Here is a 24,281-nt window from a genome sequence, read left to right on the forward strand (position 1 = left end):
TGGATCGCCGCAGCGAGCCTGGACGGCACGTTCAGGGTCGCTTCCCGAACGTGCCGTATTGCCTCCAGGCGTGCATAAAGCAGCGCAGCACAAGACTCGCCCGAATCGGCCGCCGCGCCAATGGCGACCTCAGTCGGTATTGTTCGAGTCTTTCTCGTGTCGGGAAAAGTCCTGATGAGATTTATTTCGATCTATTATTGGTTGTGAATTCCATAACGACTTCATGGCGATAGTCATCTTCCAAAAAGAGCGCTACATGATCCGCAATACGACGAGCGGTCCTGGGTCGGGCGCGGACCGGGGCTGGCGTTCGAATCCGCCGGGCATGCTGGTGCGACGAGCTTTCGGCCCGGGTTATGCCCGGCGTTGCGCCAGATAGATATGATCGCAGGCCAGCACTACCTCGCCGCGCTGGTTGACGACCCGCACCTGCTCGGTGATGCGGCCATGCTCCGGCCGCTTCGGGTCGGGATCGAGCCCGGTAATGGTCAGCACGGTATGGATGGTGTCGCCGATGAAGACCGGCCTGGGGAAGCGCAGCCGTTCGTAGCCATAGGTGAAGGCCAGCGGATTGATCTCGGAAGCGGTGAGACCGATGCCGATGGCGAAGGTCATGGTGCCGTGCGCGATGCGCTGGCCCCACTCGCTGTGTTTCATCTGCTCGGCGTCCATGTGGTGTGGGAAGAAATCCCCGGTATGGCCGGCGTGCACCACGAAGTCGGTCTCGGTGATGGTGCGCCCGTAGGTGCGGCGCTCCTCGCCGATGCGGTAGTCCTCGAAATGGCGGGGACGTTCCATCAGAAGCTCTCGTAGTAAAGGTGGTTGAGCGCGGCGACGACCTCGCGGGCCGGGGCCGCGGTCATGAGGCCCGCGTTGATGCGCTTGCTCGCCGCCTCCTGGAAGTCCATGTAGCCCTTGTGCCGCGGCCTCACCCAGGCGCCCTCGAGCGTGGCGCGGGTGTCGCGGTAGAAACTGCCCGTCGCCGCGTTCACCCCCGGGTTGTCCCAGGCGGCGGCATGGCCCGGCTGCCCGCCGGCCTCGGCGTAGAGGCCGCGCTGCACCTCGCCGCTCGCCACCCAATAGGCATAGTCGAGTGCGGCCTCGGGTGCGGCCGAGAAGGCGGAGACGGCGATGCCGGTGCCGCCCAGGGCGGAGCCGATGGGGCCGTGGCGCCCAAGCGCGGGAATGTTGGCAAAGCTCAGCCGGCCGGGGCGGAAGCCGTCGCGCGCGTAGCTCACATAGCCGTAGCCGTAGGGCATGACGCAGACCAGCGCGTCCTTGCGCGCCATCGCCTCGGAGGCGGCGATCGGGTCCATGGCGAAGTTCGAGGGCTCGATCAGCGCCGTCAGTTCGCGCAGCCGCTCATAGGCCTCGGCCCCGGCCTCGGCCTCGATCAGTTCGCCGGGGCCGGTGTTGGCGCAGGGGGTGCCGAGGCTGGCCGCGAAGGTGAAGAAGCACATGAGGCTGTGCGGCGGCAGCATGGGCAGCACGACGCGGCCGAGTCGCGCCAGTTCGACCACCTCGCGCCAGTTCACCGGCGGTTGCTCTATGATGTCGGGGCGGTAGGCCATCACCTGCGCCGCGGCGTCGATGGGGAAGGCCCACTGGTGAGCGGCGAAGGCGTAGCTCGCATAGGATTGCCCGACGCTGCCGCGGGCGAGGGCGGCACGCTCCGCCTCGCGCCCGGGGACGTCCAGCGCCAGCAGGCAGCGTCCGGCAGTGATCTCGCCGACATGCGGGTGGTCGATGACGATGAGGTCGTAGCGCCGCGCCAGTTCCTCGACCGGAAAGCTCTCGAAGTCCTGCAGGCTGCGCTTTTCCCAGGCGATGTCGACGCCGGTCCGGCGCGTCCATTCGTCGGCCGTGGCCACCATCGGATCGTAGCCGCGCGGGTGGTTCCAGGTCATGCCGCGCAGGCTGGTCACAGCCCGAACTCCTTGCGGATGCTCTGGCTCTGCTCCCCGATGAGGGGCGCGGCCCGGCGGGTGCGGGCCCGTTCGCCGTCGATGCGCAGGGGCGAGCGGGTGGTGACGATCGAGACGTTGTCCTCGCGGGTCACGGTCTGCAGCATGTCGAGCGCCTTGAAGCCGTCGGAAGCCATGAGTTCCGGCCAGTCGAGCACCTTTGCGCACCAGATGTCGGCGGGCTCGAGGATGGCGAGCCAGTGCGCCGTCGGCTGCGTTTCGAGCAGGCCGGCGATGCTGCGCTTGATGGCGTCGCGCTCGGTGAACCAACTGCCCGGGTCGTCGCGATACGGCGCCAGCGCCTCGATCTGCAGCAGGTCGGCGAGCCGGCCGATCGGGGTCATGGCGATGGCCAGCCAGCCGTCGGCGGTGCGGTAGACCCCGTAGGGGGCGGCGAGATAGGCATGGGCCGAACGGAAGGCCGAGCGCTTCGGCGGCCGGTGGCCGTCGTTGAGATGGGTGGTCAGCACCTCGAACTGGAAGTCGACCAGGGCCTCGATCAGGCTGGTCTCGATATGGGCCCCCGTGCCGGTGCGGCCGCGCCGGACCAGCGCCGCGAGCACGCCCTGGGCCACGGCGGCCCCGGCCAGCATGTCGGCGACGGCCAGCCCGAAGGGCACCGGGCCCTGGTCGGCGTCGCCGTTGAGCCACATCACCCCCGAGCGGGCCTGCGCCAGCAGGTCCTGGCCGGGCCGGTCGACCCACGGCCCCTCGTCGCCGTAGCCGGTGATCGAGGCGTAGACGATGCCGGGATTGATCGCCCTGACGGTGTCGTAGTCGAGCCCCAGCCGCGCGATGACGCCGGGCCGGAAGTTCTGCAGCAGCACGTCGGCCCGGGTGAGGAGCTTCTTCAGCGCGGCGAGGTCGGCGGGGTCCTTGAGGTCGAGCGCGAGGCTCTCCTTGGACCGGTTGATGGCGTGGAAGATGGTGGAGTCGCCGCCGATCTCGGTGTCCGACAGGTACAGGCGGCGGGACAGGTCGCCGCCGTCTGGGCGCTCGATCTTGATCACGCGCGCGCCGAGATCCTGCAGCCTGAGCGAGGCGTAGGGGCCGGAGAGGAACTGGCACAGGTCGACGACGACGAGGCCGTCAAGAAGGGGCATCATCTGCCGGTCATCCATGGTTCATATTCGTTCATCGGGGGGGTGTTTGTGCGGCGAAGTCGGCGGGGTTGCGGTACCTGACGGTCTGCAGATGCTCGCAATAGAGCACCAGCTCGCCCTCGCCCTTGAACACCTCGTAGCTCGCCCGGCAGAGGCCCAACTCCTTGTATTTCGGGAATTTTTCGAGATTGGTGCGGATCGTATAGATGGTGTCGCCGATGAAGGTCGGCTTGATGAAGCGCAGTCTGTCGTAGCCGTAGGAGAAGGCGTTGACGCAGTTGGTGGCAACTAGACCCAGTCCCGCGGAGAAGATGAACGCCCCGGCCACCAGCCGCTTGCCGAACTGTCCTTCCGTTGCCGCAAATATCTCATCGGCGACATAGGGATGCATGTCCGTGACGAGGGCGTTGAATTGCATCGACTCGCCTTCGGAGATCGTGCGGCGGAGCGACCTGATCTTGTGGCCAACCTGCCAGTCTTCGTAGTACCAGTTCTCGGCGTTCCACACCGGCAGCGCGGCGTGCGCGTCCGGCATGGTCTTGGGATGGGTGGAAGAGACCCCGACGGTCGGCTGGAACTCGCTCATGGCGCCGCCCGCACCGGCGTCGCCGGCGCCTTCGCCGCGGCATAGGCCGCTTCGGCCAAAGCCATGGTGTGCCACGCATCTTCGACGCCGGTATGAAGCCTGTCGTCCTCGCCCGCGGCGTAGCGCATGAGGTTGCTCATGGTGCCGATGAAGGCGTGCGGGAACCAGCCGCCGACCAGCTCGACCTGCGTCCACGCCTCGCCCTTGCGGGTGATCCACAGTTCGTCCGGTTCGCCCGCGGGATAGTCGAGCAGGACGCCGAGCTTGACCACCGCGGCCCCCTCCGTGCCTTCGAAGCGGAAGCTCGCATCCTGGAATTTCCGCCCGAAATCGTGGTTGTGGTTGATCGAAAACAGCACGCGCTGGTCGGGCGCGAAGTCGAACAGCGCCGAGGTGCGGGTTTGCGCCAGGTCGGTGGACGGATGCCCGAGGGTGCGCGCCTGCACGCCTGTCGGGTTGCCGAGCAGCGCCCGGATGGTGTCGAGGTAGTGGATCGAATGCACCGAGATTTCCACCCGATCCATGCCCCTGAGGAAGGGGAACAGATGCCAGGGCGTCACCAGGTTCAGGTGCATCTCGACGTCGACCAGCCGCCCGAGCCAGCCGTGCGCCAGCGCATCGGCGACGGCGAGCAGCATGGGGGAGAAGCGCAACTGGAAGTTGACGGCGGCGACCAGATCGCGCTCGCGGCAGAGTCGCAAGATGGCGGTGGCCTCGTCGAGGCTGCGGCCCATCGGCTTCTGCAGCAGCACGGTGGCGCCCCTGGGAAGCCTGGGCAGGACGTCGAGATGCGCGCCCGGGGGCAGGGCCAGGTCGTAGACCGCCCCGGGTGTTGCGAGCGCCTCATCGAGCGTGGCAAAGGCCCGGGTGCCCCACTTCTCCGCCAGGGCCGCGGCCCGCGTGGCGTCGAGGTCGAAAAGCCCGGCGACCGGCAGTTGCGCCATGCGGTAGGCCGGCAGGTGGGCATCGTTGACGATGCCGCCGGCGCCGATGACGACGATGGGGCGCGGGGTGGCCGGGAGCGGCCAGCGCTGCCGCAGGCTTGCTGCCTCGATCACCAATTGCACCTCCCGCCTCATATTCTTCTATGAATGATAGTTTCACATATGGGGCGACGGTGCAAGCGGGGCGGGTCAGTCGGTGTGGAAGACCTCCTCCATCGCGGCCCACCATTCGCCGTCGCGGCGCGTTCCCAGCGGCGCCTGCAGCGGCATGCAGACGGCCCACCATTCCTGCGTCCTGGGGTCGGCGGCCATCGCCGCCATGTCGGCGTCGTGGTCGGTCCCGTGGTACTCGTAATAGGCGAACATCAGGTTCTCCGGCTCCTTGAGATAGATGGAGTAGTTGGAGATGTTGGACGCCTTGATCTGCTTGAGCACGTCCGGCCACACGGCCGCGTGGAGGCGCTTGTATTCGGCGATCGCCTCCGGACGGATGCCAATGACGGAAGCATAGCGCTTCATTCCCGTTCTCCCTCGATACGATAGATGCGCTCGGCGTTGCGGTGCAGGAGCCTGGCCTGTTCGTCGGTGCTGGCACCGGCGATGAGTGCCCGCGTGGCCTCCACCCAGCGGGTGAGGTTGGCGGTGAGCGTGCACACGGGGTGGTCCGATCCCCACACCACGCGGTCCCAGCCGAAGCTGTCGATGACGTGCTCGACGAAGGGCCTCAGCGTTTCGAGCGTCCAGTCCGGCCCGGCATAAGCGACGACGCCGGAAATCTTGGCCGCGACGTTGGGGTGCCGCGCCAGTTCGCGGATGTGGGTCCGCCACGGCTCCAGCTCCTGCTCGGCTACCTTGGGCACGCCGCAATGGTCGAGGACGAACTGTACGTCGGGGCACTGCGCCACCAGCTGCGTCCCGATCGGCAGCTGGTCGGCCCGCACGCACAGGTCGAAGGGCAGCTTGTAGTTGGCGAGGCGCTGGACGTTCTCGACGAAGCGGTCGGTCTGCGACAGCTCGTCGGGCATGGTGTGCAGCACCCGGCGGATGCCGCGCAGCCCGGGGATTTCGGCGAGGCGCTGCAGATGGTCGCGGAAATCCTTGTGCTCGGGGCGCGCCGCGGCGATGGCGCCGGCGATGCGGGGGTGGAGGCGGGTGACGAATTCCGTCTCGGCCAGCATGTCCGTCTCGGCGACGTCGACTTCCATATGCAGCGCCGCCTCGATGCCGAGCGTCTCCGCCTCGGCGAAATAGGTGTCGGCGGTCCATTGCCGGTTCAACGCCGGCACGCCTTCCAGCCACGGATAGGAGAAGCGATCCTGGTAGACGAGGTGCAGGTGGGTATCGACGATGCGCATCGGTTCCTCCTCAGGCGCGTTCGGCGTCCTGACGTTGCGAGATTTCGTGGCCGGCCGCGATCAGCAGCTTGAGTGCCGCCTCGGCCGACGGCGCCTGCGGCTTGTCGAGCCGCTTGGTGTAGGGGCAGGTGAGGGCGGCGATGACGCTGCCGGCCGGCCCGAAGATCGGCACCGACAGGTTGGAGACGCCAACCACCTGCAGGCTGTCCATGGATTCGAAGCCCTGCGCGCGCACCCGGTCGAGGCGCTTCTCCAGTGCCGGCGTCAACGGCTCGCTGGCCCGCCGCTCGAGATCCTCGAGCATGAGCTGGCGTTCTTCCGGGGTGGCGAAGGCGAGGAACACGTGGCCCGAGCCGGTATTGACGAGGCCGATGCGGGAGCCGACGCGGATCGAGACGTTCCAGTAGCCGGGGGAGTCGACCTGGGCCACCACGACGAGGATGTTGCGGTCATGGATGACGAGGTGGCAGGCCTGGCCGGCCTCGCGGGCGAAGCGCCGCAGCACCGGCAGGGCCTGGCTCACCAGCCGCCGGATCGGCGGGGTGGCATGCGCCAGTTCGAACAGCTTGAGCGTGAGTTCGTAGCGGTCGCTGCCGGTGCGGCGCACGTAGCCGCGGCGCACCAGCCGGTCGAGCATGCGATAGATCTCGTTCGGGGAGCGCTCGAGCGCCTTGGCGATTTCGGCCTGGCTCAATCCCTCTTCCGTCGCCGCCAGCAGCTCGAGGATGTCGAGCCCCTTGTCGAGCGCCGGCGCGCGATACTTGTCCAGTTCCTCGGCGACCGCCATGACCCCTCCGGTAAGCGTGTGCGGCGGATGCTATCGGTTGACGCCCTCGCGTCAACTATGCTTACCTACGAATAGACTTTTCACATATGCATGATCAAGCCCATTGGGAGGCGGCATGCGAGAGGTCCCCGAGGAGGAGGAATCCATGACGAGAACACTGAAGCAGGCGCTGTTGGCGACGTGTGCGTTCGCCATGCTAGGCGGGATCGCCGGGGCGCAGGACTTCGACTACGGCAAGTTCGAGGGCTATACGCTCAAGGTGAAGCTGATCGGCGGCACGCAGTACGAAAAGCTCTATACCCGCATCCCGGAATGGGAGGCGATGACCGGCGCCAAGGTCGAGATCGTCTCCTCCAAGAACCATTTCGACCTCGACCGCGAGATCAAGCAGGACATCGCCTCGGGCGCCATCAACTGGTGCGTGGGCTCGAACCACACCAGCTTCGCGCCGCAATACGGCGACCTCTATGTCGATCTCAAGGACCACATCCCGGCCGAGGAACTGGCCAAGTACGTGCCGGGCACGCTTGCCTCGGCCGAGGTCGACGGCCGCCTGGTGCAGCTGCCGCGCGTCACCGACGTGTCCAACCTCTACTACCGCAAGAGTCTGTACGAGAGCGCCGAGAACCAGGCCAGGTACAAGGAGCAGTTCGGGGTCGAACTGGCGCCGCCCAAGACCTTCGACGAATTCAAGCAGCAGGCGATCTTCTTCGCCAACCCGCCCGATCTCTATGGCACCGCTTTCGCCGGCAAGGACGAGGGCCTGAGCGGGCGCTTCATGGAGATCCTGCGCGCCAATGGCGGCGACATGTTCGACGAGAACTGGAAGCCGATCTTCAACTCGCCCGAGGGCGTCGCCGCCGTGCAGTGGTTCAAGGACCTCTACGACGCCAAGGCGGTACCGGCCGGCACCGTCAACTATACCTGGGACGATATCGGCCAGGCCATGGCCGCCGGCCAGCTCGCGATCGACCTCGACTGGCCGGGCTTTGCCGGGTTCTTCTCCGACCCGGCCTCGTCCAAGATCGCCGGCGAACTGGGTTTCGCCACCGCTCCGGTCGGCACGTCCGGCAAGCGCGGCGGCTGGTCGGGCTCGCATTCCTTCTCGGTGACGCAGAACTGCGACAACATCCCGGCGGCGGTCTCCTTCATCGTCTTCCTCACCAATGACGAGAGCGAGATGATGGAGGCAGAAGCGGGCAACCTGCCGACCCGCACGAAGACCTTCGCCGAGGTCAAGGAGTGGTTCAAGGCCAACGGCAAGCCGCACATGGCGGAAATGTTCACCGCGTGGGAAGCCTCGCTTGCCGAGGCGCGCACGCCGCCGCTGATCGCGCAGTGGATCGAAGTCTCGAACGTCATCTGGCCCGCCGTGCAGGCTGCCATCGTCGGCGAGAAGACGCCGCAGGAGGCCCTCGACGGCGCCGCCGAGGAGGCGACCGTGATCATGCAGGACGCCGGCCTGCTGCAGTAGGCGGGGCGTGACGGGCCGCGTCCCCCTCTCGACGCGGCCCGCCCATCCATTCCCCTCCAGGCGGGAAGGGAGCAACTTGAATCCAGGGGCGCGTCAGCAGGACATGGCACCAAGATGAGTTTCTGGCGCTCGCCGCGCGCGACCCCCTATCTGCTGCTGCTGCCGGCCATCGCGGTGATCCTTGCGGTGGTGCTGGTGCCGCTGCTGGTCTCGTTCTGGACGAGCTTCACCGGCTATAACCTGACGCGGCCGCAGACGCTGTTCCAGTTCGTCGGCCTGAGGAACTACCAGCGGCTGCTGGGCAATGACGATTTCTGGTGGGCGTTCGGGCGCACCGTCGTCTTCATCACCATAGCGCTCAATCTCGAGATGGTGCTCGGGCTCGGGCTGGCGCTGCTGGTCAACAGGATCACCTGGGGGCAGCGCACGCTCCGCACCATCATGATGTTCCCGATGATGTTCTCGCCCATCCTCGTCGGCTTCCAGTTCAAGTACATCTTCAACGACGCCGTCGGGCTGGTGAACAACGCGCTGTTCGACCTCGGCCTCATCCGCCAGCCCATTCCCTGGCTGGTCGACGGCACGCTGGCCAATTTCTCCATCATCTTCGCCGAGGTGTGGATGTCGACCTCGGTCTTCGCCATCCTGCTGCTGGCGGGGCTGATGGCGCTGCCCAAGGAACCGATCGAGGCGGCCAGGGTCGACGGCTGCAACGCCTGGCAGGTATTCCGCCACATCACGCTGCCCTTCCTCATGCCCTTCGTCTTCATCGCCATGACCATCCGCTCGCTCGACGTGGCGCGCGCCTACGACATGGTGCGGATCATGACCAATGGCGGGCCGGCGGGGCGCACAGAGCTGATCTGGACGCTGATGACGCGGGTCGGCTACCAGAACTCGCAGATGGGCATGGCCAACGCCATGGGCTACATCTCGATCATCCTGTCCATCGTCTTCACCTTCTATTTCTACAGGAAGCTGGTCGGCGCCCGCGCCTTCATGGGAGGGGCGCAGTGAGCCGGACCCTGAGCATCGAGAAGCCGTGGCAGCGCTGGGCCGTCAGGCTCGGCATCTTCGTCGCCATGCTGATCCTTGTGGTGCCGGGCGCCTGGGTGGTGCTCACCGCCTTCCGCCCCAATATCGAGGTGCTGGCGCGGCCGGCGGTGTGGATCCCGCAGCAGCTCACGCTCAATAATTTCCTCGGCATCTTCGGGTTGCTGCCGACGCAGCAGGGGCTGCCGGTCGCCAGCTACTTCGTCAATTCGCTGGTGATCTCGATCACTTCGACCGTCGTCGCCATCGCCATCGGCATGATGGGCGGCTACGCCTTCGCGCGCTACCGCTTCCGCGGCAAGGCCACCCTGTTCCTCGGCTTCATGCTGAGCCGCACCGTGCCGGGGGTGGCGCTGAGCCTGCCGCTGTTCATCCTGTGGAGCCGGCTGGGGCTGATCGACACCTCGTTCGGGCTGATCCTGGTCTATCTTGCGGTCAACATTCCGTTCACCATCTGGCTGACAGATGGCTTCTTCCGGCAGATTCCGGTCGATCTCAGCGAGGCCGCCCAGATCGACGGCTGCACCCGCTGGCAGGCCTTCTGGAAGGTGGAGTTCCCGCTCGCCCGCTCCGGCCTCGCCTCGGCGGCGATCTTCGCCTTCCTGACCTCGTGGAACGAATATGCGCTGGCCAGCCAGCTGACTCGCACCACGGCGTCCAAGACCATGCCGGTCGGGCTCATGGATTTCACCGCCCAGTTCACCGTCGACTGGACCGGAATGAGCGCGATGGCCGTGCTCATCATCATCCCGGCCCTGGTCCTCACTTTCCTCGTCCAGAAGCATCTGATCGCCGGGCTCACCTTCGGCGGCGTCAAGGGGTAGTCGCGTGGCAGAAGTCCGCCTCGAAAAAGTCGTCAAGCGCTACGGCAAGGTGGAGGTCGTGCACGGCATCGACCTCGACGTGGCGCACGATGAATTCGTCGTGCTGGTCGGCCCGTCGGGCTGCGGCAAGTCGACGACGCTGAGGATGATCGCCGGACTGGAAGAAATCTCGGACGGCATCATCCGCATCGGCGAGCGCGTGGTGAACGACCTGCCGCCGCGGGCGCGCAACATCTCCATGGTGTTCCAGTCCTACGCGCTCTACCCGCACATGAGCGTGCGCGACAATCTCGGCTTCGGGCTCAAGATCGCCGGCGAGAAGCCCGACGACATCCGCCGCCGCGTCGACGAAGCGGCGGAAATCCTCGGGCTCGGCCCCTATATGGACCGGCTGCCGCAGCACCTCTCCGGCGGCCAGCGCCAGCGCGTCGCCATGGGCCGCGCCATCGTGCGCAACCCCGACGTGTTCCTGTTCGACGAGCCGCTTTCGAACCTCGACGCCAAGCTCCGGGGGCAGATGCGGGTCGAGATCAAGAAGCTGCACCAGCGCGTGAAAACCACCGTCATCTACGTGACCCACGACCAGGTGGAGGCGATGACGCTGGCGGACCGCATCGTCATCATGCGCGACGGCCATGTCGAGCAGGTGGGCACGCCCTCCGACGTGTTCGAGCGGCCCGCCAATGTCTTCGTCGCCGGCTTCATCGGCTCGCCGCCGATGAACCAGCTCGATGCCGTCGTCGCCGCGGCCGACGGGCGCGCGGTGGCCCGCCTCGCCGACGGCATCGAGGTGCCGCTGCCCGTCGAAATCGCGGCGAAGGCGGCGGCGGGCCAGGCGGTCGTGCTCGGCTTCCGCCCGGAGAGCTTCGCGCCGAAGGGGCATTCGCTGCACGAGGCGGGGCAGGCGCTCACCCTCGGGCGCAGCGTCGCCATCGCCGAGCCGCTGGGCACCGAGACCATCCTGTTCACCGAACTCGGCGGCCGGGAAGTGCAGGGCAAGATGCTCAACCCGCGGCCGGTGGAGCCGGGCGAGATGCTGGAATTCACGCTCGACCTCACGCGGCTGCACGTATTCGACGCGGCGAGCGGGAAGAGCCTTCGAGAATGATCCGCAACGACCCCCACCCCCAGCCCCTCCCCTCACGGGGGAGGGGAGCGGAAAGCCCCGGGTACCGGCGTGGCGGTTCCATCGTCTCCCTCCCCCTTGAGGGGAGGGACGGTGCGAAGCGCCAAGGGTGGGGGTCGGGGTCCTTCTCACCGGCGCTGGAGATCGTCCAATGGCCAAGATAGAGCGCGTCGAACTCCTCATGGTCGACCTCAAGCCCAAGGTGAAGCGGGTCGACGCCATCCAGTCCTTCGTCTCCCAGGAGACGCCGATCGTCCGCATCACCGATGTCGACGGCATGACCGGCACGGGCTACAGCTACACCATCGGCACCGGCGGGCATTCGGTGATGGCGCTGCTGGCACGCACGCTGGCGCCGGCGCTCATCGGGCGCGAGGCCTTCGAGATCGAGCGCATCTGGCGAGACCTGCTGTTCCTGACCCACGCCACCTCGGTGGGCGCCATCACCTCGATCGCGCTCGCCGCCATCGACACGGCGCTGTGGGACCTGAAGTGCCGCCGGCTCGGGCAGCCGCTGCACCTCATGGCGGGCGGGGCGCAGCCGGCCATCCCGCTCTACACCACGGAAGGCGGCTGGCTGCATCTCGAGTCCGAGGCGCTGGTCGAGGATGCGCTGCGGGCCAAGGCCGATGGCTTCGGCGGCTGCAAGCTCAAGGTCGGCCGGCCGATCCATGAGGACGTCGCCCGCATCTTCGCGGTGCGCGATGCGGTCGGGGCCGGCTTCGAGATCTTCACCGACGCCAACCAGGCCTTCCACGTCGACGAGGCCATCCGCCGCGCCCGCGCCTACGAACCGCTCGACATCGGCTGGTTCGAGGAGCCGCTGACGGCCGACGACATCGAGGGCCACCGGCGGCTCTCCGATCACACCTCGATCCCCATCGCCGTGGGCGAGAGCCTCTACTCGCACCTGCATTTCCGCGAATATCTCGAGCGCCACGCCTGCTCGGTGGTGCAGGTCGACGCCGGCCGCGTCGGCGGCATCACGCCGTGGCTCAAGGTCGCGCACATGGCCGAGGCCTTCAACATCGCCGTCTCGCCGCACTTCCTCATGGAACTGCACGTCTCGCTGTGCGCCGCCGTGCCCAACGCCCGCTGGGTCGAGTACATCCCGCAGCTTGACGCGATCACCGGGAAAGGGATGAAAATCGAGAACGGCAGGGCCGTCCCCAGCGACGAGCCCGGCCTCGGCATCGCTTGGGATTTCGACGCCATCGAACGCATGACGGTCGACGGCTCGCGGTCGCTAATTTCGGCTTGATGATACTGAAAAGTGATACTATATGTCCCTCACAGGAAAGCACCGGTCGACCCTCGAGGCGATCTTTGCCGATCCGGTGCGGGCGGGGATCGCCTGGCGCGACATCGAAGCGCTGCTCGTGGCCTGCGGAGCGGAAGTCGGCGAGGGCAACGGATCGCGAATACGCGTTGCAACGGCGTGAGGGCGGTGTTCCACCGGCCGCACCCGCACAAGGAAACGGACAAGGGCGCGGTCAAGTCGGTCCGGCGCTTTCTGATCGAAGCGGAGATCAGGCCATGACCATCATGCACTACAAGGGCTACGAGGCCTCGGTGGAATTCGACGAGGAAGCCGAAATCTTCCACGGCGAGGTGCTCAATCTGCGCGACGTCATCACCTTCCAGGGGGCATCGGCCGGTGAGTTGAAGCAGGCGTTCGCGGACTCGGTCGAGGACTATTTGCAGTTCTGCCGCGAGCGGGGGGAAGAGCCGGAGAGGCCCTATTCCGGGCAATTCGTCGTGCGGACGCCGCCCGTGCTGCACAAGGCGCTTTCGCTCGCCGCGAGACGCGAAGGGGTCAGCCTGAACAAGTGGGTTACCACAGCCCTTGAACGGGCCGTGAAATAGAGCAAGCGGAGAGCGCGAACATGGCCGATATCAGCGGCAAGACAGTCTTCATCACCGCCGCGGCGCAGGGCATCGGGCTCGCCTCGGTGCACGCCTTCGTCGCCGCCGGCGCCACGGTGATCGCCACCGACGTCAACGAGGCGAAACTCAGGGAACTCGATGGCGTCGCCGGCGTCACCACGCGGGTGCTCGACGTGCTCGACGCCGCGGCCGTCAACGCGGCCATCGCCGCGGCGGGCCGCATCGACGTGCTGTTCAACTGCGCCGGCGTCGTGCACAACGGCACCATCCTCGAGATGAGCGACGCGGACCTCGATTTCGCCCTCGATCTCAATGCCAGGGCGCAGGTGCGCACCATCCGCGCGGTGCTGCCGCAGATGCTCGAGCGCGGCGACGGCGCCATCATCAACATGGCGACGGTGGCCTCTTCGGTCAAAGGCGTGCCCAACCGGGCGGCCTATTCCATCTCCAAGGCGGCGGTGATCGGGCTGACCAAATCGGTCGCGGCGGACTATGTGAGCCGCGGCATCCGCGTCAATGCCATCTGCCCCGGCACGGTGGACAGCCCGTCGCTGCACGAGCGCTGGCGGGCGACCGGCGATTTCGAGGCGGCGCGCACGGCCTTCATCGCCCGCCAGCCGATCGGCCGCATCGGCCGGCCCGAGGAGATCGCCGACCTCGCCGTCTATCTCGCCGGCGCCACCTACACCACCGGCCAGGTCCACGTCATCGACGGCGGCTGGACGGGCTGAGCATGACATCGCTCCCCCTCATCCGGCTCGGCCGCCGGCCGCGCCACCTTCTCCCACAAGGGGAGAAGGCCCCCGACTGAAGACCCGCGGTTCGATCGCCCTCTCCCCTTGTGGGAGGGGGTGCCCGAAGGGCGGGTGAGGGGGCATGCCAAAGGGCACCGCACCATGAAGATCACATCACTCAAGACCCACGATCTGCGCTTTCCGACCTCGGCCACGCTGGACGGCTCGGACGCCATGAACCCCGACCCGGACTATTCGGCTGCGTACGTCGTGCTCGAAACCGACGGCGGGCTTGAAGGGCACGGGCTCAGCTTCACCATCGGCCGCGGCAACGAGGTGGTGGTGGCGGCGATCCGGGCGCTCGCCGGGCGCGTCGCCGGGCTCGACCTCGACTGGATTCGCGCGGACCCCGGCCGCTTCTGGCGCCACGTCACCTCCGACAGCCAGCTGCGCTGGATCGGGCCCGACAAGGGCGCCATGCACCTCGCCACCGGCGCCGTGGTCAACGCCGTGTGGGACCTCCTCGCCAAGGAGGCGGGCAAGCCGGTGTGGCAGCTGGTGGGCGAGATGAGCCCCGAGCAGCTCGTCTCGATCATCGACTTCCGCTACCTGACCGACTGCGTGACGCCGGAGGAGGCGCTCGCCATCTTCCGTCGCGCCGAGGCCGGCAAGGCCGAACGGATGGCGCGGCTCGAGGCCGAGGGCTACCCGTGCTACACCACCTCGGCGGGCTGGCTCGGCTATTCCAACGAGAAGCTGACCCGCCTCGCCCAGGAGGCGGTCGAGGCCGGCTTTTCCCATATCAAGATGAAGGTGGGGCGCGACCTGGACGACGACCGCCGCCGGCTGGAGATCGTGCGCCGGATCATCGGACCCGAGCGTTACCTGATGATCGACGCCAACCAGGTGTGGGAGGTCGGCGAGGCGATCGACTGGGTGCGCGCGCTGGCCCCCTTCGACCCCTACTTCATCGAGGAGCCGACCAGCCCCGACGACGTCGAAGGGCACCGCAGGATCCGCGAGGCGGTGGCGCCGGTCAAGGTCGCGACCGGCGAGATGTGCCAGAACCGCATCCTGTTCAAGCAGTTCATCATGCGCGGCGCCATCGACATCGTGCAGATCGATGCCTGCCGCATCGGCGGGCTCAACGAGGTGCTGGCGGTGCTGCTGATGGCGGCCAAGTACGATTTGCCGGTATGGCCGCATGCCGGCGGCGTCGGCCTGTGCGAATATGTGCAGCACCTCGCCATGATCGACTATCTGTGCGTTTCGGGGACGAAGCAGGGCCGGGTGATCGAGTATGTCGACCATCTGCACGAGCACTTCCTCGACCCCTGCGTCATCCGCGACGCCGCCTACATGCCGCCGACGGCCCCGAGCTTTTCCATCGAGATGAAGCCGCAATCCATTTCCGCGTACGAATTCCGCGGCTGACGGCAGCCCCCTCCCCAACCCTCCCCGCAAGGGAGAGGGTGTTCGCCCGGCGGTTCGGGCACGATATTGCCTCGGGCGGGAACGTAGTCCGTCACACCCGCCGGCCCGGCAGCCGGGCACGCTTCACCCTCCCCCGCGTCAGCGTGGGGAGGGTCGGGGAGGGGGTGTTTCAGTCACCGCCCCGCGCCAGCCAGCGCGGACTTTGCGGGCAGCCCTTCAGGGCGGCCTCGACGACGAGGAAAACGCCGTTGGGATTGTCGATGACGTCGGTATTGGCGAAGCGGAGTACCGTGTAGCCCTGCGCCCGCAGGAAGGCGTCGCGCCGCATGTCATGGCGCTCGGCTGCGTCCGTGGCGTGCGTGTCGCCGTCGAGTTCGATCACGAGCTTCGCGTGATGGCAGGCGATGTCCGCGTAGTACGGGCCGATCTGGGCCTGCTTGCGGAAATGATACCCGCCGGTGCGCCAGCTGTGCAGGATGCGCCACATCCGGCGTTCGGCAACGGAGGAATTGGCCCGCAATTGCCTTGCCCGTTCGGTGCTCATGGACGCCCCTCCCGGCCCTCCGGTGTTGCATCGGCAATGTTGGGCATCCGGTAGCGGCCACGCAATTCGCAGGACTACGTATGGAAAAGAGCGGCTCCCCCTCCCCAACCCTCCCCGCAAGGGGGAGGGTGTTCGCTCCGTGGCCGGGGGACGATGCGTGCGTGACGGGCAGGGCGCAGCACAGGTTGCAGCCGCCTCCGAGCCGCCGTCCCGCCCCGGTCACCCTCCCCCGCGAAGCGTGGGGAGGGTCGGGGAGGGGGTCTCGTTCCTGGGCACGACCGCGCCGCCCCCTCATCCGGCGCCACCTTCTCCCGCGAGGCGAGAAGGCGCCGACTCTTTTCCCTTGCGCGGGAGGGTGCCCGAGGGTCGGAGCGGACGCCCCGAAAATGGGGCTTGTCGAGCCGGGCGCACGCTCCCACCTTGGGTGCATCGTCAACAGGCAAGAGAGGAGGTGGTCCGATGTCTGATTCGAAATCGTCGATTTCCGCAGGTCTTGGAGCCTCGCGCCGCGTGACGGAGCAGCCTCTGTCATGAAGCCGGGGGTCCGGGCAGCAGCCGGACCCGCGGACGTCGCGAAATCGGGAGGGCCGCCCCAGCCGGGGCGGCCCTTTGCTGTTCCGGCCAGTTGTCGCCCGCCCGTGCGGCAGCGACGATTGCCGGAATCCGCTTGGGCAGCAAGCATTTGGCGGCAGGGTGAGAGTCGTGCGGGCCCGGCCCTCGCTCCGATCGGTACGATGCGGCGGTCAATATTGTAGAGGAATAATGGCGACTATGGTCCCTATGTGGTGGATTCGCAACAATTCGACCAAACAGTGACGTCATTGTGGGCGAGTGTGAGCAATTTGCTTGTCTTGCAAGTCTCAGGCGGTATCTTTCAAGCATCCAAGGAGGCAAAAAGCCATGACACGTCTATCACTGTTTCTCGTTGCGGGCGTCTCCGCCCTGGCCCTGACTTCCGCGGTGCAGGCCGCGGATCTCATCATCGAAGAACCCGTCGTCGGCGTCGTCGATGTCGGCGGCAACTGGGATGGCCCGTATATCGGCGTGTTCGCCGGCTATGGCTGGGGCGAGGCCGATCACACTTCGCTCGATCCGGGTAATGACATCGACCTCACGGGCTGGAAGCTCGGCGCCGCGCTCGGTGCCAATTTCACCGTCAGCGACGGCGTCGTGGTCGGTATTGTCGGCGATATCGCTTGGTCGGATATCAGCGGCACCGAGGACTTCGGCGTCTTCGGCGACATCACTCACACCATCGACTGGCAGGGCTCTCTACGCGCCCGGTTGGGCTTCGATGGCGGCGCCTTCATGCCGTACCTGACGGGCGGCGCGGCGTTCGCACATGCGACCCGTGAGGTGGTTGGCTCCGCTTGGGGCGACGGCGAAGGCTCGGCAACCCACTTCGGTTGGACGGCCGGCGCGGGTGTCGAAATTGCGGCGACCGAGGATCTCTCTGTGGACGTGGCTTACCGCTACTCCGACTTCGGCGAGCAGGAATACGACTATGACAATCCTGCCTTCACCGATCCGACGATTGCTTTGACTGAGCATTTGTTCACCGTCGGACTGAACTGGCGCTTCTGATCCCGGAGAACCGGCCGGCAACCTCCGCCGGCCGGGCCCGAATGCACATGCGTGCCTGCCCCGTCCGGGTCTGCCGGGTGGGGCGGGCGCCCACCGGACCTCCGCCAGGAGGTGGTGTGGCACGACCGCAACATTGGCCCGCAAACCCGTCCCGGACGGAGGCGGGCCACTTTTTGTCCACAAATGGGCAGCCTATGTCTCACTCCTTCTGAAGGAGAAGACATATGACTCGTTTTGCCATTTCCCTGGTCGCGGGCGTTTCCGCCCTCGCCATCGCCTCGGCCGCCCAGGCCGCCGATCTCATCATCGAGCAGCCCGCCGTCGGCGTCGTCGAGACGACCAGCGGCGGCTGGGAAGGCGCCTTTGTCGGCGTGTTCGCCGGCTACGGCTGGGGCACGGCCACCCAGGCCATTACCGACGACGTCTTCGACGGCGATGAACTGGATCTTTCCGGTTGGCTGGTCGGCGCCGATTTCGGCTACAACTTCTACCTCAGCGATGGCATCGTCGCTGGCGTCGTTGCGGACATCGCCTGGAGCGACATCGGCGGCGAAGACACCGGCTATGACACCACTGTGGGCATCGACTGGGCAGGATCCGTGCGCGGTCGGCTCGGCTTCGATGGCGGCGCCTTCATGCCGTACATCACCGGCGGTCTTGCGATGGCCGGCGCGACGGCGGACTACTCGGGCGATTCTGACAGCAACGTGCATGTCGGCTGGACCGCCGGTGCCGGCGTCGAGATCGCGGCCACCGAGGACCTGTCGATCGACCTGCAGTACCGCTATTCGGACTACGGGACCCAGACCTACGAGATCGTCCCCGACGCCGATCTCAGCCTGACCAACCATCAGGTCACCGCCGGCCTGCACTGGAACTTCTGATTCCGGTCGCGGACGGGTCATCCCCGCCCGCACCGACGGCACGACTCACCCCGTCCGGCGCCAGCCGGGCGGGGTTTTTCGTTGCCCCGCCGCGCCCGTTCGAAATGTGGCGACGCCGCAAATCGGCCACGCTTGCCCTTTGCGCTGCGACGGGCTATGCAGGCCCCAAAGGGTTTGGGGGTTAACACAATGAATCGCTTCGTAATTCTCCTCGCCGCGGGGGTTTCCGCGCTGACGCTCGCCGCTGCCGCCCAGGCGGCCGACCTCATCATCGACGCGCCGGTCGCCGGTGTCGTCGATGCCTCCGGTGCCTGGGAAGGCGCCTTCATCGGCGTGTTCGGCGGCGCGGCGTCGGGCGAACTCACCGGCGATTTCGCGGGCACTTCGGTCTCCGGCGCGCTGCTGGGTGTCGACGCGGGCGTCAATTTCGAACTCGCCGACGGCGTCGTGGCGGGTCTCGTCGCCGATATCGCCTGGAGCAGCCAGGTCGACGAGTTCGACGTGATCTTCCTACAGTGGAGCGGCTCCCTGCGCGGCCGCATCGGCATAGATGGCGGCGCCTTCATGCCCTACCTGACGGCCGGCCTTGCCGTTGGGCAGGGCTATGTCGAGCCGCCGGACCTCGGCAACCTGCATGTCGGCTGGACCGCCGGCGCCGGCCTCGAGTTCGCGGCCACCGACGACGTCTCGATCGACCTGCAGTACCGCTACACGAACCTGGGCGCGAAGGATTACGGCGGGGGCGCGGAGTTCGGCTTCGCCACCCACCAGGTCACCGCCGGCCTGCACTGGAACTTCTGATCCGGCACGCGGGAGCGCGGCTCCCGCCGGCCCGAAACGCAGCCCCGTCCGGCACCAGCCGGGCGGGGTTTTCCGTGCGCCGATTCACGCTTCGCTAACCGTGTCGCAGCAGAGTCCGGTAACGAAACCGGGCGCCGCCCCCGCGCCGCCGGTTCGTAAAGACTTTGTTTCGAATTTAGATCGATTCATCGCCTCCAGGGCACAGCGCCAACCCTCACAAGGAGGCTTTCCATGACTCGCATCTCCCTCGCACTTCTCTGTGGCGCGGCCGCTCTCGGCTTCGTCCCGGCGGCCCAGGCGGCAGACCTTTACAGCAACAATTCCTCGTCCATGCCGGGCTTCGTCAACATGGGCGGCAGCGGCGGCTGGGACGGCGCCTATGTCGGCGGCTTCGCCGGCTATGGCTGGGGCACCGTGACCGACGCAGACGGCGGCGTCATCAACCTTCCGGGGGACGAACTCGACCTGTCCGGCTGGCTGATCGGCGCCAATCTGGGCGCCAACTTCACCGTCTCCGACGGCTTCGTCGTCGGTGCCGTCGGCGACGTCGCCTGGAGCGGCATCAACGGCTACGACGCTAACAGCGACCTCGACTACGACATCAACTGGACGGCGTCGCTGCGCGGCCGCGCCGGCTTCGACGGCGGCGCCTTCATGCCGTACCTGACCGGCGGCCTCGCCGTCGCCGGGGCGACCGGCGAGATCGGCGGCGACGAGAGCTCGCAGGTGCATTTCGGCTGGACGGCCGGTGCCGGCGTCGAAGTAGCGGCGACGGACAATCTGTCGGTCGACCTGCAGTACCGCTATTCGGATTACGGCCAGGCGACCTACGACCTCGCCGTGCCGACCGACCTCAGCCTGACCACCCATGCGTTGACCGCCGGCGTGAACTTCAAGTTCTAGGGGCGGCCGCTCCCTGCAACCCCGCCCGGCGCGCGCCGCGGCGGGGTTTTGCGTCTTGAGGCGGCTTTGCTTTTCGGGCCCGAGCCATTATATCGGCCCCAACCCCCGCTTCACCGAGCATGCGCATGAACGCCCTGACCGCCGCGGCGCCGACCGATCGCCCGTTGCCGTACCAGACCCGCCGCACCTTCGCCATCATCTCGCACCCCGACGCCGGCAAGACGACGCTGACCGAAAAGCTGCTCGCCGCCTCCGGCGCCATCCAGCAGGCGGGCGCGGTGCGCGGCCGGCGCGACCAGCGTTCGACGCGCTCGGACTGGATGGAGATCGAGCAGCAGCGCGGCATCTCCATCACCTCATCGGTGATGACGTTCGAGCATGACGGGCTGACCTTCAACCTGCTCGATACCCCCGGCCACTCCGACTTTTCCGAGGACACCTACCGCACCCTGACCGCCGTCGACGCGGCGGTGATGGTGATCGACGTGGCCAAGGGCATCGAGGCGCAGACGCTCAAGCTGTTCGAGGTGTGCCGGCTCAGGGACATCCCGATCGTCACCTTCGCCAACAAGATCGACCGCGAGGGCAAGGATCCGCTGGCCATCCTCGACGAGGTCGCCGATACGCTGGCGCTCGACGTCACCCCGGTGGTGTGGCCGCTGGGGCAGGGCGTCGATTTCAGGGGCACGGTCGACCTCGTCGGCAAGCGGGTGCTCGATGCCCGGGGCGAAACGCTGCGCGACTTCACCGACGCCGACGAGTTGCTGCGCGACGCGGCGCTCGTCGCCGACCCGGTGATCAGGGCCTCGCTCGAGACGCTCGAGCTGGCGCGGGCCGGGCTGCCCGCCTTCGACCTCGAGACCTACCGCGCCGGGCACCTGACGCCGGTGATCTTCGGCTCGGCGCTGAAGGCGGTGAGCGTGCCCGAGTTGCTGCGCTGCCTCGGGCGCTGGGCTCCGGAGCCGCGGCCGCAGCCGGCCGAGCCCCGTCCCATCGACCCGGCCGAGCCCAAGGTCAGCGGCTTCGTGTTCAAGGTGCAGGCCAACATGGACGCCCACCACCGCGACCGCATCGCCTTCGTGCGGTTGAGCTCGGGCCGCTTCCAGCGCGGCATGAAGCTCAGGAACGTGCGCACCGGCAAGGACATCGCCATCTCCAACCCGATGTTCTTCTTCGGGCACGACCGCGAACTGGCCGAGGAGGCGGTGGCCGGCGACATCGTCGGCATCCCCAACCACGGCACGCTGAGCGTCGGCGACACGCTGACCGAGGGGGCGCAGATCAAGGTCACCGGCATTCCCAATTTCGCCCCGGAGATCGTGCGCCGCGTGCGCCTCGCCGACCCGATCAAGGCCAAGCAGCTGGCCAAGGCCCTGCACGACCTCGCCGAAGAGGGCGTGGTGCAGGTGTTCCGGCGCATGATCGGCGCCGACTACATCGTCGGCGTGGTGGGGCAGTTGCAGCTCGAGGTGCTGCAGGCGCGCATCCTCAAGGAATACAACGTGCCGATCACCTTCGAGAGCCTCAATTTCGAGATGGCGCGCTGGATCGGCTGCGACGACCGGAAGGAACTCGACCGCTTCATTTCGGCCCAGAAGATGGAGCTGGCCGAGGACAAGGACGGCGACCCGGTATACCTGGCGCAAAGCGCCTGGTGGCTCGCCCGCACGCAGAAGGACTGGCCGCAGATCCAGTTCTTCGCCACCAAGGAACGGCACTAGCCGCCCCGGCCCAACCCCGCCGTCGTTCCTCGCTTCCCGCCCGGGCGGGAAGCGAGGGCGCGTCGCCTCCCGGCCATCGCAGATTCTGCACCTTTCGGACACGATTGCTGTTGCAGTCGGTCAGCATAGCTGACATATGCGAATGGCAAGCCGCTGTCCTCGCACTGCAGCCCAGCGGGTTGGCACCCTTCGAAAGTGGAGCACGCGATGACCGAAGAAACCCTGCTGGACCGCGCCCTGGTGCGCCTCGACCAGGCCGCCTCCCATCTTCAAATCGACCCCGACGTCATCGAAAAGCTCAAATACCCGCGCGAAACCATCAAGGTGCGCCTGCTCATCCGCATGGACGACGGCTCGCGCAAGTCGTTCCTCGCCTGGCGCTGCCGCTACGACGACACCCGCGGCCCGACCAAGGGCGGCATCCGCTTCCATCCCGACGCCGCCGTCGAGGAGGTGGAGACGCTGGCCTTCTGGATGACGTTCAAGTGTGCCGTGATGAACCTGCCCTATGGCGGCGGCAAGGGCGCGGTGCGGGTCGACCCGCGGCAGCTCTCCAAGGCCGAGCTGGAGCGGGTGTCGCGCTCCTACATGCAGGCCTTCGCCCATGTCATCGGCCCCGACCGCGACATCCCGGCGCCCGACGTCTACACCAACGCCATGATCATGGGCTGGATGGCCGACGAATATTACCAGCTGGCGGGCCAGGTCCGGCCGGCGGTGATCACCGGCAAGCCGATCTCGCTCGGCGGCTCGCTCGGCCGCGACGACGCCACCGCGCGCGGTGGTTTCTACCTGCTGCGCCACCTCGCCGGTGAACTCGGGCTGGGGTCGGAGATGCGTGTCGCCGTGCAGGGCTTCGGCAATGCCGGCCAGTTCATCGCCAAGCTGCTGGCCGCCGAGGGGCACAAGATCGTCGCCGTGTCGGATTCCTCGGGTGCGATCCACGCGCCGGGCGGACTCGACGTCGAGGCGCTCATCGCCCGCAAGCGCGCCGGCCAGCCGGTCACCGCCATGGCGAACGAGGCCGGGGTGCAGTCCATCGCCCCCGACGCGCTGCTCGGGGTGCATTGCGACGTGCTGGTGCCGGCGGCGCTCGAGGACATGATCACCAAGGACAACGCCGACGCGATCAAGGCCAAGGTGGTGCTGGAACTGGCCAACGGGCCGGTGACGGCCGATGCCGATGCCATCCTCGAGAAGAAGGGCATCGTCGTGTTGCCCGACATCCTCGCCAATGCCGGCGGCGTCACCGTGTCCTATTTCGAGTGGGTGCAGAACCGCCAGGGCTATTACTGGGACCTCGAGGAGGTGCACCAGCGGCTGCTCAAGACCATGGAGCGCGAGGGCAGGGCGGTGTGGAACATCTCGCGCGAACGCGGCACGAGCGTGCGCACGGCTGCCTATATCCATGCGCTGTCGCGGCTGGCGAACGCCATCGAGGAGCACGGCACGCAGTCTTACTTCATCAGCTGAGCGAGCGGCAGGGACCCTGCCTGCCCGCCCACGGAACGTCCGGCGCCCCCTAGCGCAAGCAGGGGGCGCTTCCTATTTTAGCCGCACCCCGCAATGACCAAGAGCCGGAAATGACACAGCATCCTGCCTTCGAACTCGTGCGCGAACAGCAGATCGGGGAAGTCAACGCGCTGGCCCGGTTGTACCGGCACCGCAGGACTGGCGCCGAGGTGCTGAGCCTTGCCAATGACGACGAGAACAAGGTGTTCGGCATCACCTTCCGCACGCCGCCGGCGGATTCCACCGGCGTCGCCCATATTCTCGAGCATTCGGTGCTGTGCGGCAGCCGCAACTACCCGGTCAGGAAGCCGTTCGTGGAACTGCTCAAGGGGTCGCTGCATACCTTCCTCAACGCCATGACCTTCCCGGACAAGACCGCCTATCCGGTGGCGAGCCAGAACCTGCAGGATTTCCACAATCTGGTCGGCGTCTATCTCGACGCGGTGTTCTTCCCGCTGCTGACCGAGGACACGTTCCGCCAGGAGGGCTGGCACTACGAACGCGAGGCGTCGCAGGGGCCGATGGCCTACAAGGGCGTGGTGTTCAACGAGATGAAGGGGGCGTACTCGTCGGCCGCCGCGGTGCTGGGCAAGCTCAGCCAGCAATCGCTGTATCCGGACACCGCCTACGGGGTGAACTCGGGCGGCGACCCCAAGGCCATCCCCGACCTCACCTATGCGGCGTTCAAGGGCTTTCACGCGAAATACTACCACCCCTCCAACGCCCGCATCGTCTTCTACGGCGACGACGACCCGGCCGAGCGCCTCGCCATCCTCGAGCGCTACCTGGGCCAGTTCGACCGCATCGAGGTGGAGTCCGCGGTCGGCCTGCAGCCGCGGCTCGACACCCCGCGCCGCATTGTCGAGACCTACGCCGCGAACGAAGCCGAGCCCGGGCGGCACACCTCCATGGTCACCGTCAACTGGATGCTCGACGAGGTCACCGATCCGCAGGCCATGCTGGCGCTCGGCGTGCTCGAGTTCATCCTCGTCGGCACGCCGGCGGCGCCGCTGCGCAAGGCGCTGATCGATTCCGGACTGGGCGAGGGGCTGACCGGGAGT

At 67.2% G+C, this 24,281-nt stretch carries 25 protein-coding genes; 16 read left to right on the forward strand and 9 right to left on the reverse strand.

All coding sequences use genetic code 11. From position 1 onward, the window contains the following. Positions 1-354: 354 nt before the first annotated feature. Genes VGD93_RS07905 through VGD93_RS07940 form a run of 8 tightly spaced genes read right to left on the reverse strand, consistent with a single transcriptional unit; the run spans position 355 to position 6,739 of the window. A complete protein-coding gene (locus VGD93_RS07905) occupies positions 355-798 on the reverse strand; it encodes a MaoC/PaaZ C-terminal domain-containing protein (protein ID WP_395010881.1) in 444 nt (147 codons plus the stop codon). Then, a complete protein-coding gene (locus VGD93_RS07910; RefSeq protein WP_395010926.1) occupies positions 798-1,907 on the reverse strand; it encodes an extracellular solute-binding protein in 1,110 nt (369 codons plus the stop codon). The genes VGD93_RS07905 and VGD93_RS07910 overlap by 1 nt, the downstream gene beginning before the upstream one ends. A gap of 14 nt (positions 1,908-1,921) precedes the next feature. Continuing rightward, complete coding sequence (locus VGD93_RS07915; RefSeq protein WP_395010883.1) at positions 1,922-3,070, reverse strand: CaiB/BaiF CoA transferase family protein; 1,149 nt, start codon at positions 3,068-3,070, stop codon at positions 1,922-1,924. A gap of 28 nt (positions 3,071-3,098) precedes the next feature. Beyond that, positions 3,099-3,653, reverse strand: coding sequence for a MaoC family dehydratase (locus VGD93_RS07920; RefSeq protein ID WP_395010885.1), 555 nt, complete (start codon positions 3,651-3,653; stop codon positions 3,099-3,101). Then, positions 3,650-4,732, reverse strand: a complete 1,083-nt coding sequence (locus VGD93_RS07925; protein WP_395010887.1) for a Gfo/Idh/MocA family protein — start codon at positions 4,730-4,732, stop codon at positions 3,650-3,652. The genes VGD93_RS07920 and VGD93_RS07925 overlap by 4 nt, the downstream gene beginning before the upstream one ends. A 54-nt stretch (positions 4,733-4,786) precedes the next feature. After that, complete coding sequence (locus tag VGD93_RS07930) at positions 4,787-5,116, reverse strand: L-rhamnose mutarotase (RefSeq protein WP_395010889.1); 330 nt, start codon at positions 5,114-5,116, stop codon at positions 4,787-4,789. Continuing rightward, positions 5,113-5,952, reverse strand: a complete 840-nt coding sequence (locus VGD93_RS07935) for an amidohydrolase family protein (RefSeq protein ID WP_395010890.1) — start codon at positions 5,950-5,952, stop codon at positions 5,113-5,115. The genes VGD93_RS07930 and VGD93_RS07935 overlap by 4 nt, the downstream gene beginning before the upstream one ends. Before the next feature lie 10 nt (positions 5,953-5,962). Then, positions 5,963-6,739 (reverse strand): IclR family transcriptional regulator, encoded by a 777-nt coding sequence (locus tag VGD93_RS07940; protein WP_395010891.1) that lies wholly within the window; start codon positions 6,737-6,739, stop codon positions 5,963-5,965. Positions 6,740-6,884: 145 nt separating this feature from the next. Here VGD93_RS07940 and VGD93_RS07945 point away from each other — a divergent pair, with 145 nt between their 5' ends. The 9 genes from VGD93_RS07945 (at position 6,885) to VGD93_RS07985 (ending at position 15,271) form a co-directional block, all read left to right on the forward strand. Further along, entirely contained in the window at positions 6,885-8,213 is a 1,329-nt protein-coding gene (locus tag VGD93_RS07945; protein ID WP_395010893.1) for an ABC transporter substrate-binding protein, read from the forward strand. A gap of 114 nt (positions 8,214-8,327) precedes the next feature. Further along, the gene (locus VGD93_RS07950) at positions 8,328-9,230 is read left to right on the forward strand and encodes a carbohydrate ABC transporter permease (RefSeq protein WP_395010895.1); all 903 of its coding nucleotides are present in this window, start codon (positions 8,328-8,330) and stop codon (positions 9,228-9,230) included. 65 nt (positions 9,231-9,295) lie between these two features. After that, positions 9,296-10,090 (forward strand): carbohydrate ABC transporter permease, encoded by a 795-nt coding sequence (locus VGD93_RS07955; RefSeq protein ID WP_395010928.1) that lies wholly within the window; start codon positions 9,296-9,298, stop codon positions 10,088-10,090. A gap of 4 nt (positions 10,091-10,094) precedes the next feature. Next, on the forward strand, positions 10,095-11,198 hold the full coding sequence (locus VGD93_RS07960; RefSeq protein ID WP_395010897.1) for an ABC transporter ATP-binding protein: 1,104 nt from the start codon (positions 10,095-10,097) through the stop codon (positions 11,196-11,198). Between the two features lie 169 nt (positions 11,199-11,367). Next, the gene (locus tag VGD93_RS07965) at positions 11,368-12,477 is read left to right on the forward strand and encodes a mandelate racemase/muconate lactonizing enzyme family protein (RefSeq protein ID WP_395010899.1); all 1,110 of its coding nucleotides are present in this window, start codon (positions 11,368-11,370) and stop codon (positions 12,475-12,477) included. Between the two features lie 22 nt (positions 12,478-12,499). Then, the gene (locus VGD93_RS07970; protein WP_395010901.1) at positions 12,500-12,658 is read left to right on the forward strand and encodes a hypothetical protein; all 159 of its coding nucleotides are present in this window, start codon (positions 12,500-12,502) and stop codon (positions 12,656-12,658) included. A gap of 94 nt (positions 12,659-12,752) precedes the next feature. Next, entirely contained in the window at positions 12,753-13,082 is a 330-nt protein-coding gene (locus tag VGD93_RS07975) for a type II toxin-antitoxin system HicB family antitoxin (protein WP_395010903.1), read from the forward strand. 20 nt (positions 13,083-13,102) lie between these two features. Then, positions 13,103-13,834 carry an SDR family oxidoreductase gene (locus VGD93_RS07980; protein WP_395010905.1) on the forward strand — a complete coding sequence of 244 codons (732 nt, stop codon included), beginning with the start codon at positions 13,103-13,105 and terminating at the stop codon, positions 13,832-13,834. Positions 13,835-13,999: 165 nt separating this feature from the next. Beyond that, positions 14,000-15,271, forward strand: coding sequence for an L-fuconate dehydratase (locus tag VGD93_RS07985; protein ID WP_395010906.1), 1,272 nt, complete (start codon positions 14,000-14,002; stop codon positions 15,269-15,271). A gap of 169 nt (positions 15,272-15,440) precedes the next feature. On the opposite strand, the gene VGD93_RS07990 is transcribed toward VGD93_RS07985, so the two are convergent. Then, positions 15,441-15,815, reverse strand: a complete 375-nt coding sequence (locus VGD93_RS07990) for an endonuclease domain-containing protein (RefSeq protein WP_395010908.1) — start codon at positions 15,813-15,815, stop codon at positions 15,441-15,443. Positions 15,816-16,715: 900 nt separating this feature from the next. On the opposite strand from VGD93_RS07990, the gene VGD93_RS07995 reads away from it, so the two are divergent. The 7 genes from VGD93_RS07995 to VGD93_RS08025 all read left to right on the forward strand — a co-directional run. Continuing rightward, positions 16,716-17,399 carry an outer membrane protein gene (locus VGD93_RS07995; protein ID WP_395010910.1) on the forward strand — a complete coding sequence of 228 codons (684 nt, stop codon included), beginning with the start codon at positions 16,716-16,718 and terminating at the stop codon, positions 17,397-17,399. Positions 17,400-17,623: 224 nt separating this feature from the next. Next, the gene (locus VGD93_RS08000; RefSeq protein WP_395010912.1) at positions 17,624-18,283 is read left to right on the forward strand and encodes an outer membrane protein; all 660 of its coding nucleotides are present in this window, start codon (positions 17,624-17,626) and stop codon (positions 18,281-18,283) included. A 189-nt stretch (positions 18,284-18,472) separates the two neighbouring features. Continuing rightward, the gene (locus tag VGD93_RS08005) at positions 18,473-19,084 is read left to right on the forward strand and encodes an outer membrane protein (protein WP_395010913.1); all 612 of its coding nucleotides are present in this window, start codon (positions 18,473-18,475) and stop codon (positions 19,082-19,084) included. 231 nt (positions 19,085-19,315) lie between these two features. Further along, positions 19,316-19,987, forward strand: a complete 672-nt coding sequence (locus VGD93_RS08010; RefSeq protein ID WP_395010915.1) for an outer membrane protein — start codon at positions 19,316-19,318, stop codon at positions 19,985-19,987. A gap of 119 nt (positions 19,988-20,106) precedes the next feature. Beyond that, entirely contained in the window at positions 20,107-21,708 is a 1,602-nt protein-coding gene (locus VGD93_RS08015) for a peptide chain release factor 3 (protein ID WP_395010916.1), read from the forward strand. Positions 21,709-21,915: 207 nt separating this feature from the next. Beyond that, positions 21,916-23,181 carry a Glu/Leu/Phe/Val family dehydrogenase gene (locus VGD93_RS08020; RefSeq protein ID WP_395010918.1) on the forward strand — a complete coding sequence of 422 codons (1,266 nt, stop codon included), beginning with the start codon at positions 21,916-21,918 and terminating at the stop codon, positions 23,179-23,181. 110 nt (positions 23,182-23,291) lie between these two features. After that, positions 23,292-24,281, forward strand: a 990-nt coding sequence (locus tag VGD93_RS08025; RefSeq protein WP_395010920.1) for an insulinase family protein, incomplete at its 3' end; no start/stop codon positions are given.

The sequence above is a fragment of the Devosia sp. genome (assembly GCF_036406155.1).
GTDB lineage: Bacteria > Pseudomonadota > Alphaproteobacteria > Rhizobiales > Devosiaceae > Devosia_A.

Bases quoted from the DNA above. Each gene is read 5' to 3' on its own strand.
- VGD93_RS07910 (WP_395010926.1), bottom strand. From the start codon at position 1,907: ATGACCTGGAACCACCCGCGCGGCTACGATCCGATGGTGGCCACGGCC.
- VGD93_RS07945 (WP_395010893.1), top strand. From the start codon at position 6,885: ATGACGAGAACACTGAAGCAGGCGCTGTTGGCGACGTGTGCGTTCGCC.
- VGD93_RS07935 (WP_395010890.1), bottom strand. From the start codon at position 5,952: ATGCGCATCGTCGATACCCACCTGCACCTCGTCTACCAGGATCGCTTC.
- VGD93_RS07975 (WP_395010903.1), top strand. From the start codon at position 12,753: ATGACCATCATGCACTACAAGGGCTACGAGGCCTCGGTGGAATTCGAC.
- VGD93_RS07940 (WP_395010891.1), bottom strand. From the start codon at position 6,739: ATGGCGGTCGCCGAGGAACTGGACAAGTATCGCGCGCCGGCGCTCGAC.
- VGD93_RS08015 (WP_395010916.1), top strand. From the start codon at position 20,107: ATGCGCATGAACGCCCTGACCGCCGCGGCGCCGACCGATCGCCCGTTG.
- VGD93_RS08010 (WP_395010915.1), top strand. From the start codon at position 19,316: ATGACTCGCATCTCCCTCGCACTTCTCTGTGGCGCGGCCGCTCTCGGC.
- VGD93_RS07965 (WP_395010899.1), top strand. From the start codon at position 11,368: ATGGCCAAGATAGAGCGCGTCGAACTCCTCATGGTCGACCTCAAGCCC.
- VGD93_RS08000 (WP_395010912.1), top strand. From the start codon at position 17,624: ATGACTCGTTTTGCCATTTCCCTGGTCGCGGGCGTTTCCGCCCTCGCC.
- VGD93_RS07985 (WP_395010906.1), top strand. From the start codon at position 14,000: ATGAAGATCACATCACTCAAGACCCACGATCTGCGCTTTCCGACCTCG.
- VGD93_RS07980 (WP_395010905.1), top strand. From the start codon at position 13,103: ATGGCCGATATCAGCGGCAAGACAGTCTTCATCACCGCCGCGGCGCAG.
- VGD93_RS07930 (WP_395010889.1), bottom strand. From the start codon at position 5,116: ATGAAGCGCTATGCTTCCGTCATTGGCATCCGTCCGGAGGCGATCGCC.
- VGD93_RS07990 (WP_395010908.1), bottom strand. From the start codon at position 15,815: ATGAGCACCGAACGGGCAAGGCAATTGCGGGCCAATTCCTCCGTTGCC.
- VGD93_RS07905 (WP_395010881.1), bottom strand. From the start codon at position 798: ATGGAACGTCCCCGCCATTTCGAGGACTACCGCATCGGCGAGGAGCGC.
- VGD93_RS07920 (WP_395010885.1), bottom strand. From the start codon at position 3,653: ATGAGCGAGTTCCAGCCGACCGTCGGGGTCTCTTCCACCCATCCCAAG.
- VGD93_RS08005 (WP_395010913.1), top strand. From the start codon at position 18,473: ATGAATCGCTTCGTAATTCTCCTCGCCGCGGGGGTTTCCGCGCTGACG.
- VGD93_RS07955 (WP_395010928.1), top strand. From the start codon at position 9,296: ATGCTGATCCTTGTGGTGCCGGGCGCCTGGGTGGTGCTCACCGCCTTC.
- VGD93_RS07950 (WP_395010895.1), top strand. From the start codon at position 8,328: ATGAGTTTCTGGCGCTCGCCGCGCGCGACCCCCTATCTGCTGCTGCTG.
- VGD93_RS07925 (WP_395010887.1), bottom strand. From the start codon at position 4,732: ATGAGGCGGGAGGTGCAATTGGTGATCGAGGCAGCAAGCCTGCGGCAG.
- VGD93_RS07915 (WP_395010883.1), bottom strand. From the start codon at position 3,070: ATGATGCCCCTTCTTGACGGCCTCGTCGTCGTCGACCTGTGCCAGTTC.
- VGD93_RS07995 (WP_395010910.1), top strand. From the start codon at position 16,716: ATGACACGTCTATCACTGTTTCTCGTTGCGGGCGTCTCCGCCCTGGCC.
- VGD93_RS08020 (WP_395010918.1), top strand. From the start codon at position 21,916: ATGACCGAAGAAACCCTGCTGGACCGCGCCCTGGTGCGCCTCGACCAG.
- VGD93_RS07970 (WP_395010901.1), top strand. From the start codon at position 12,500: ATGTCCCTCACAGGAAAGCACCGGTCGACCCTCGAGGCGATCTTTGCC.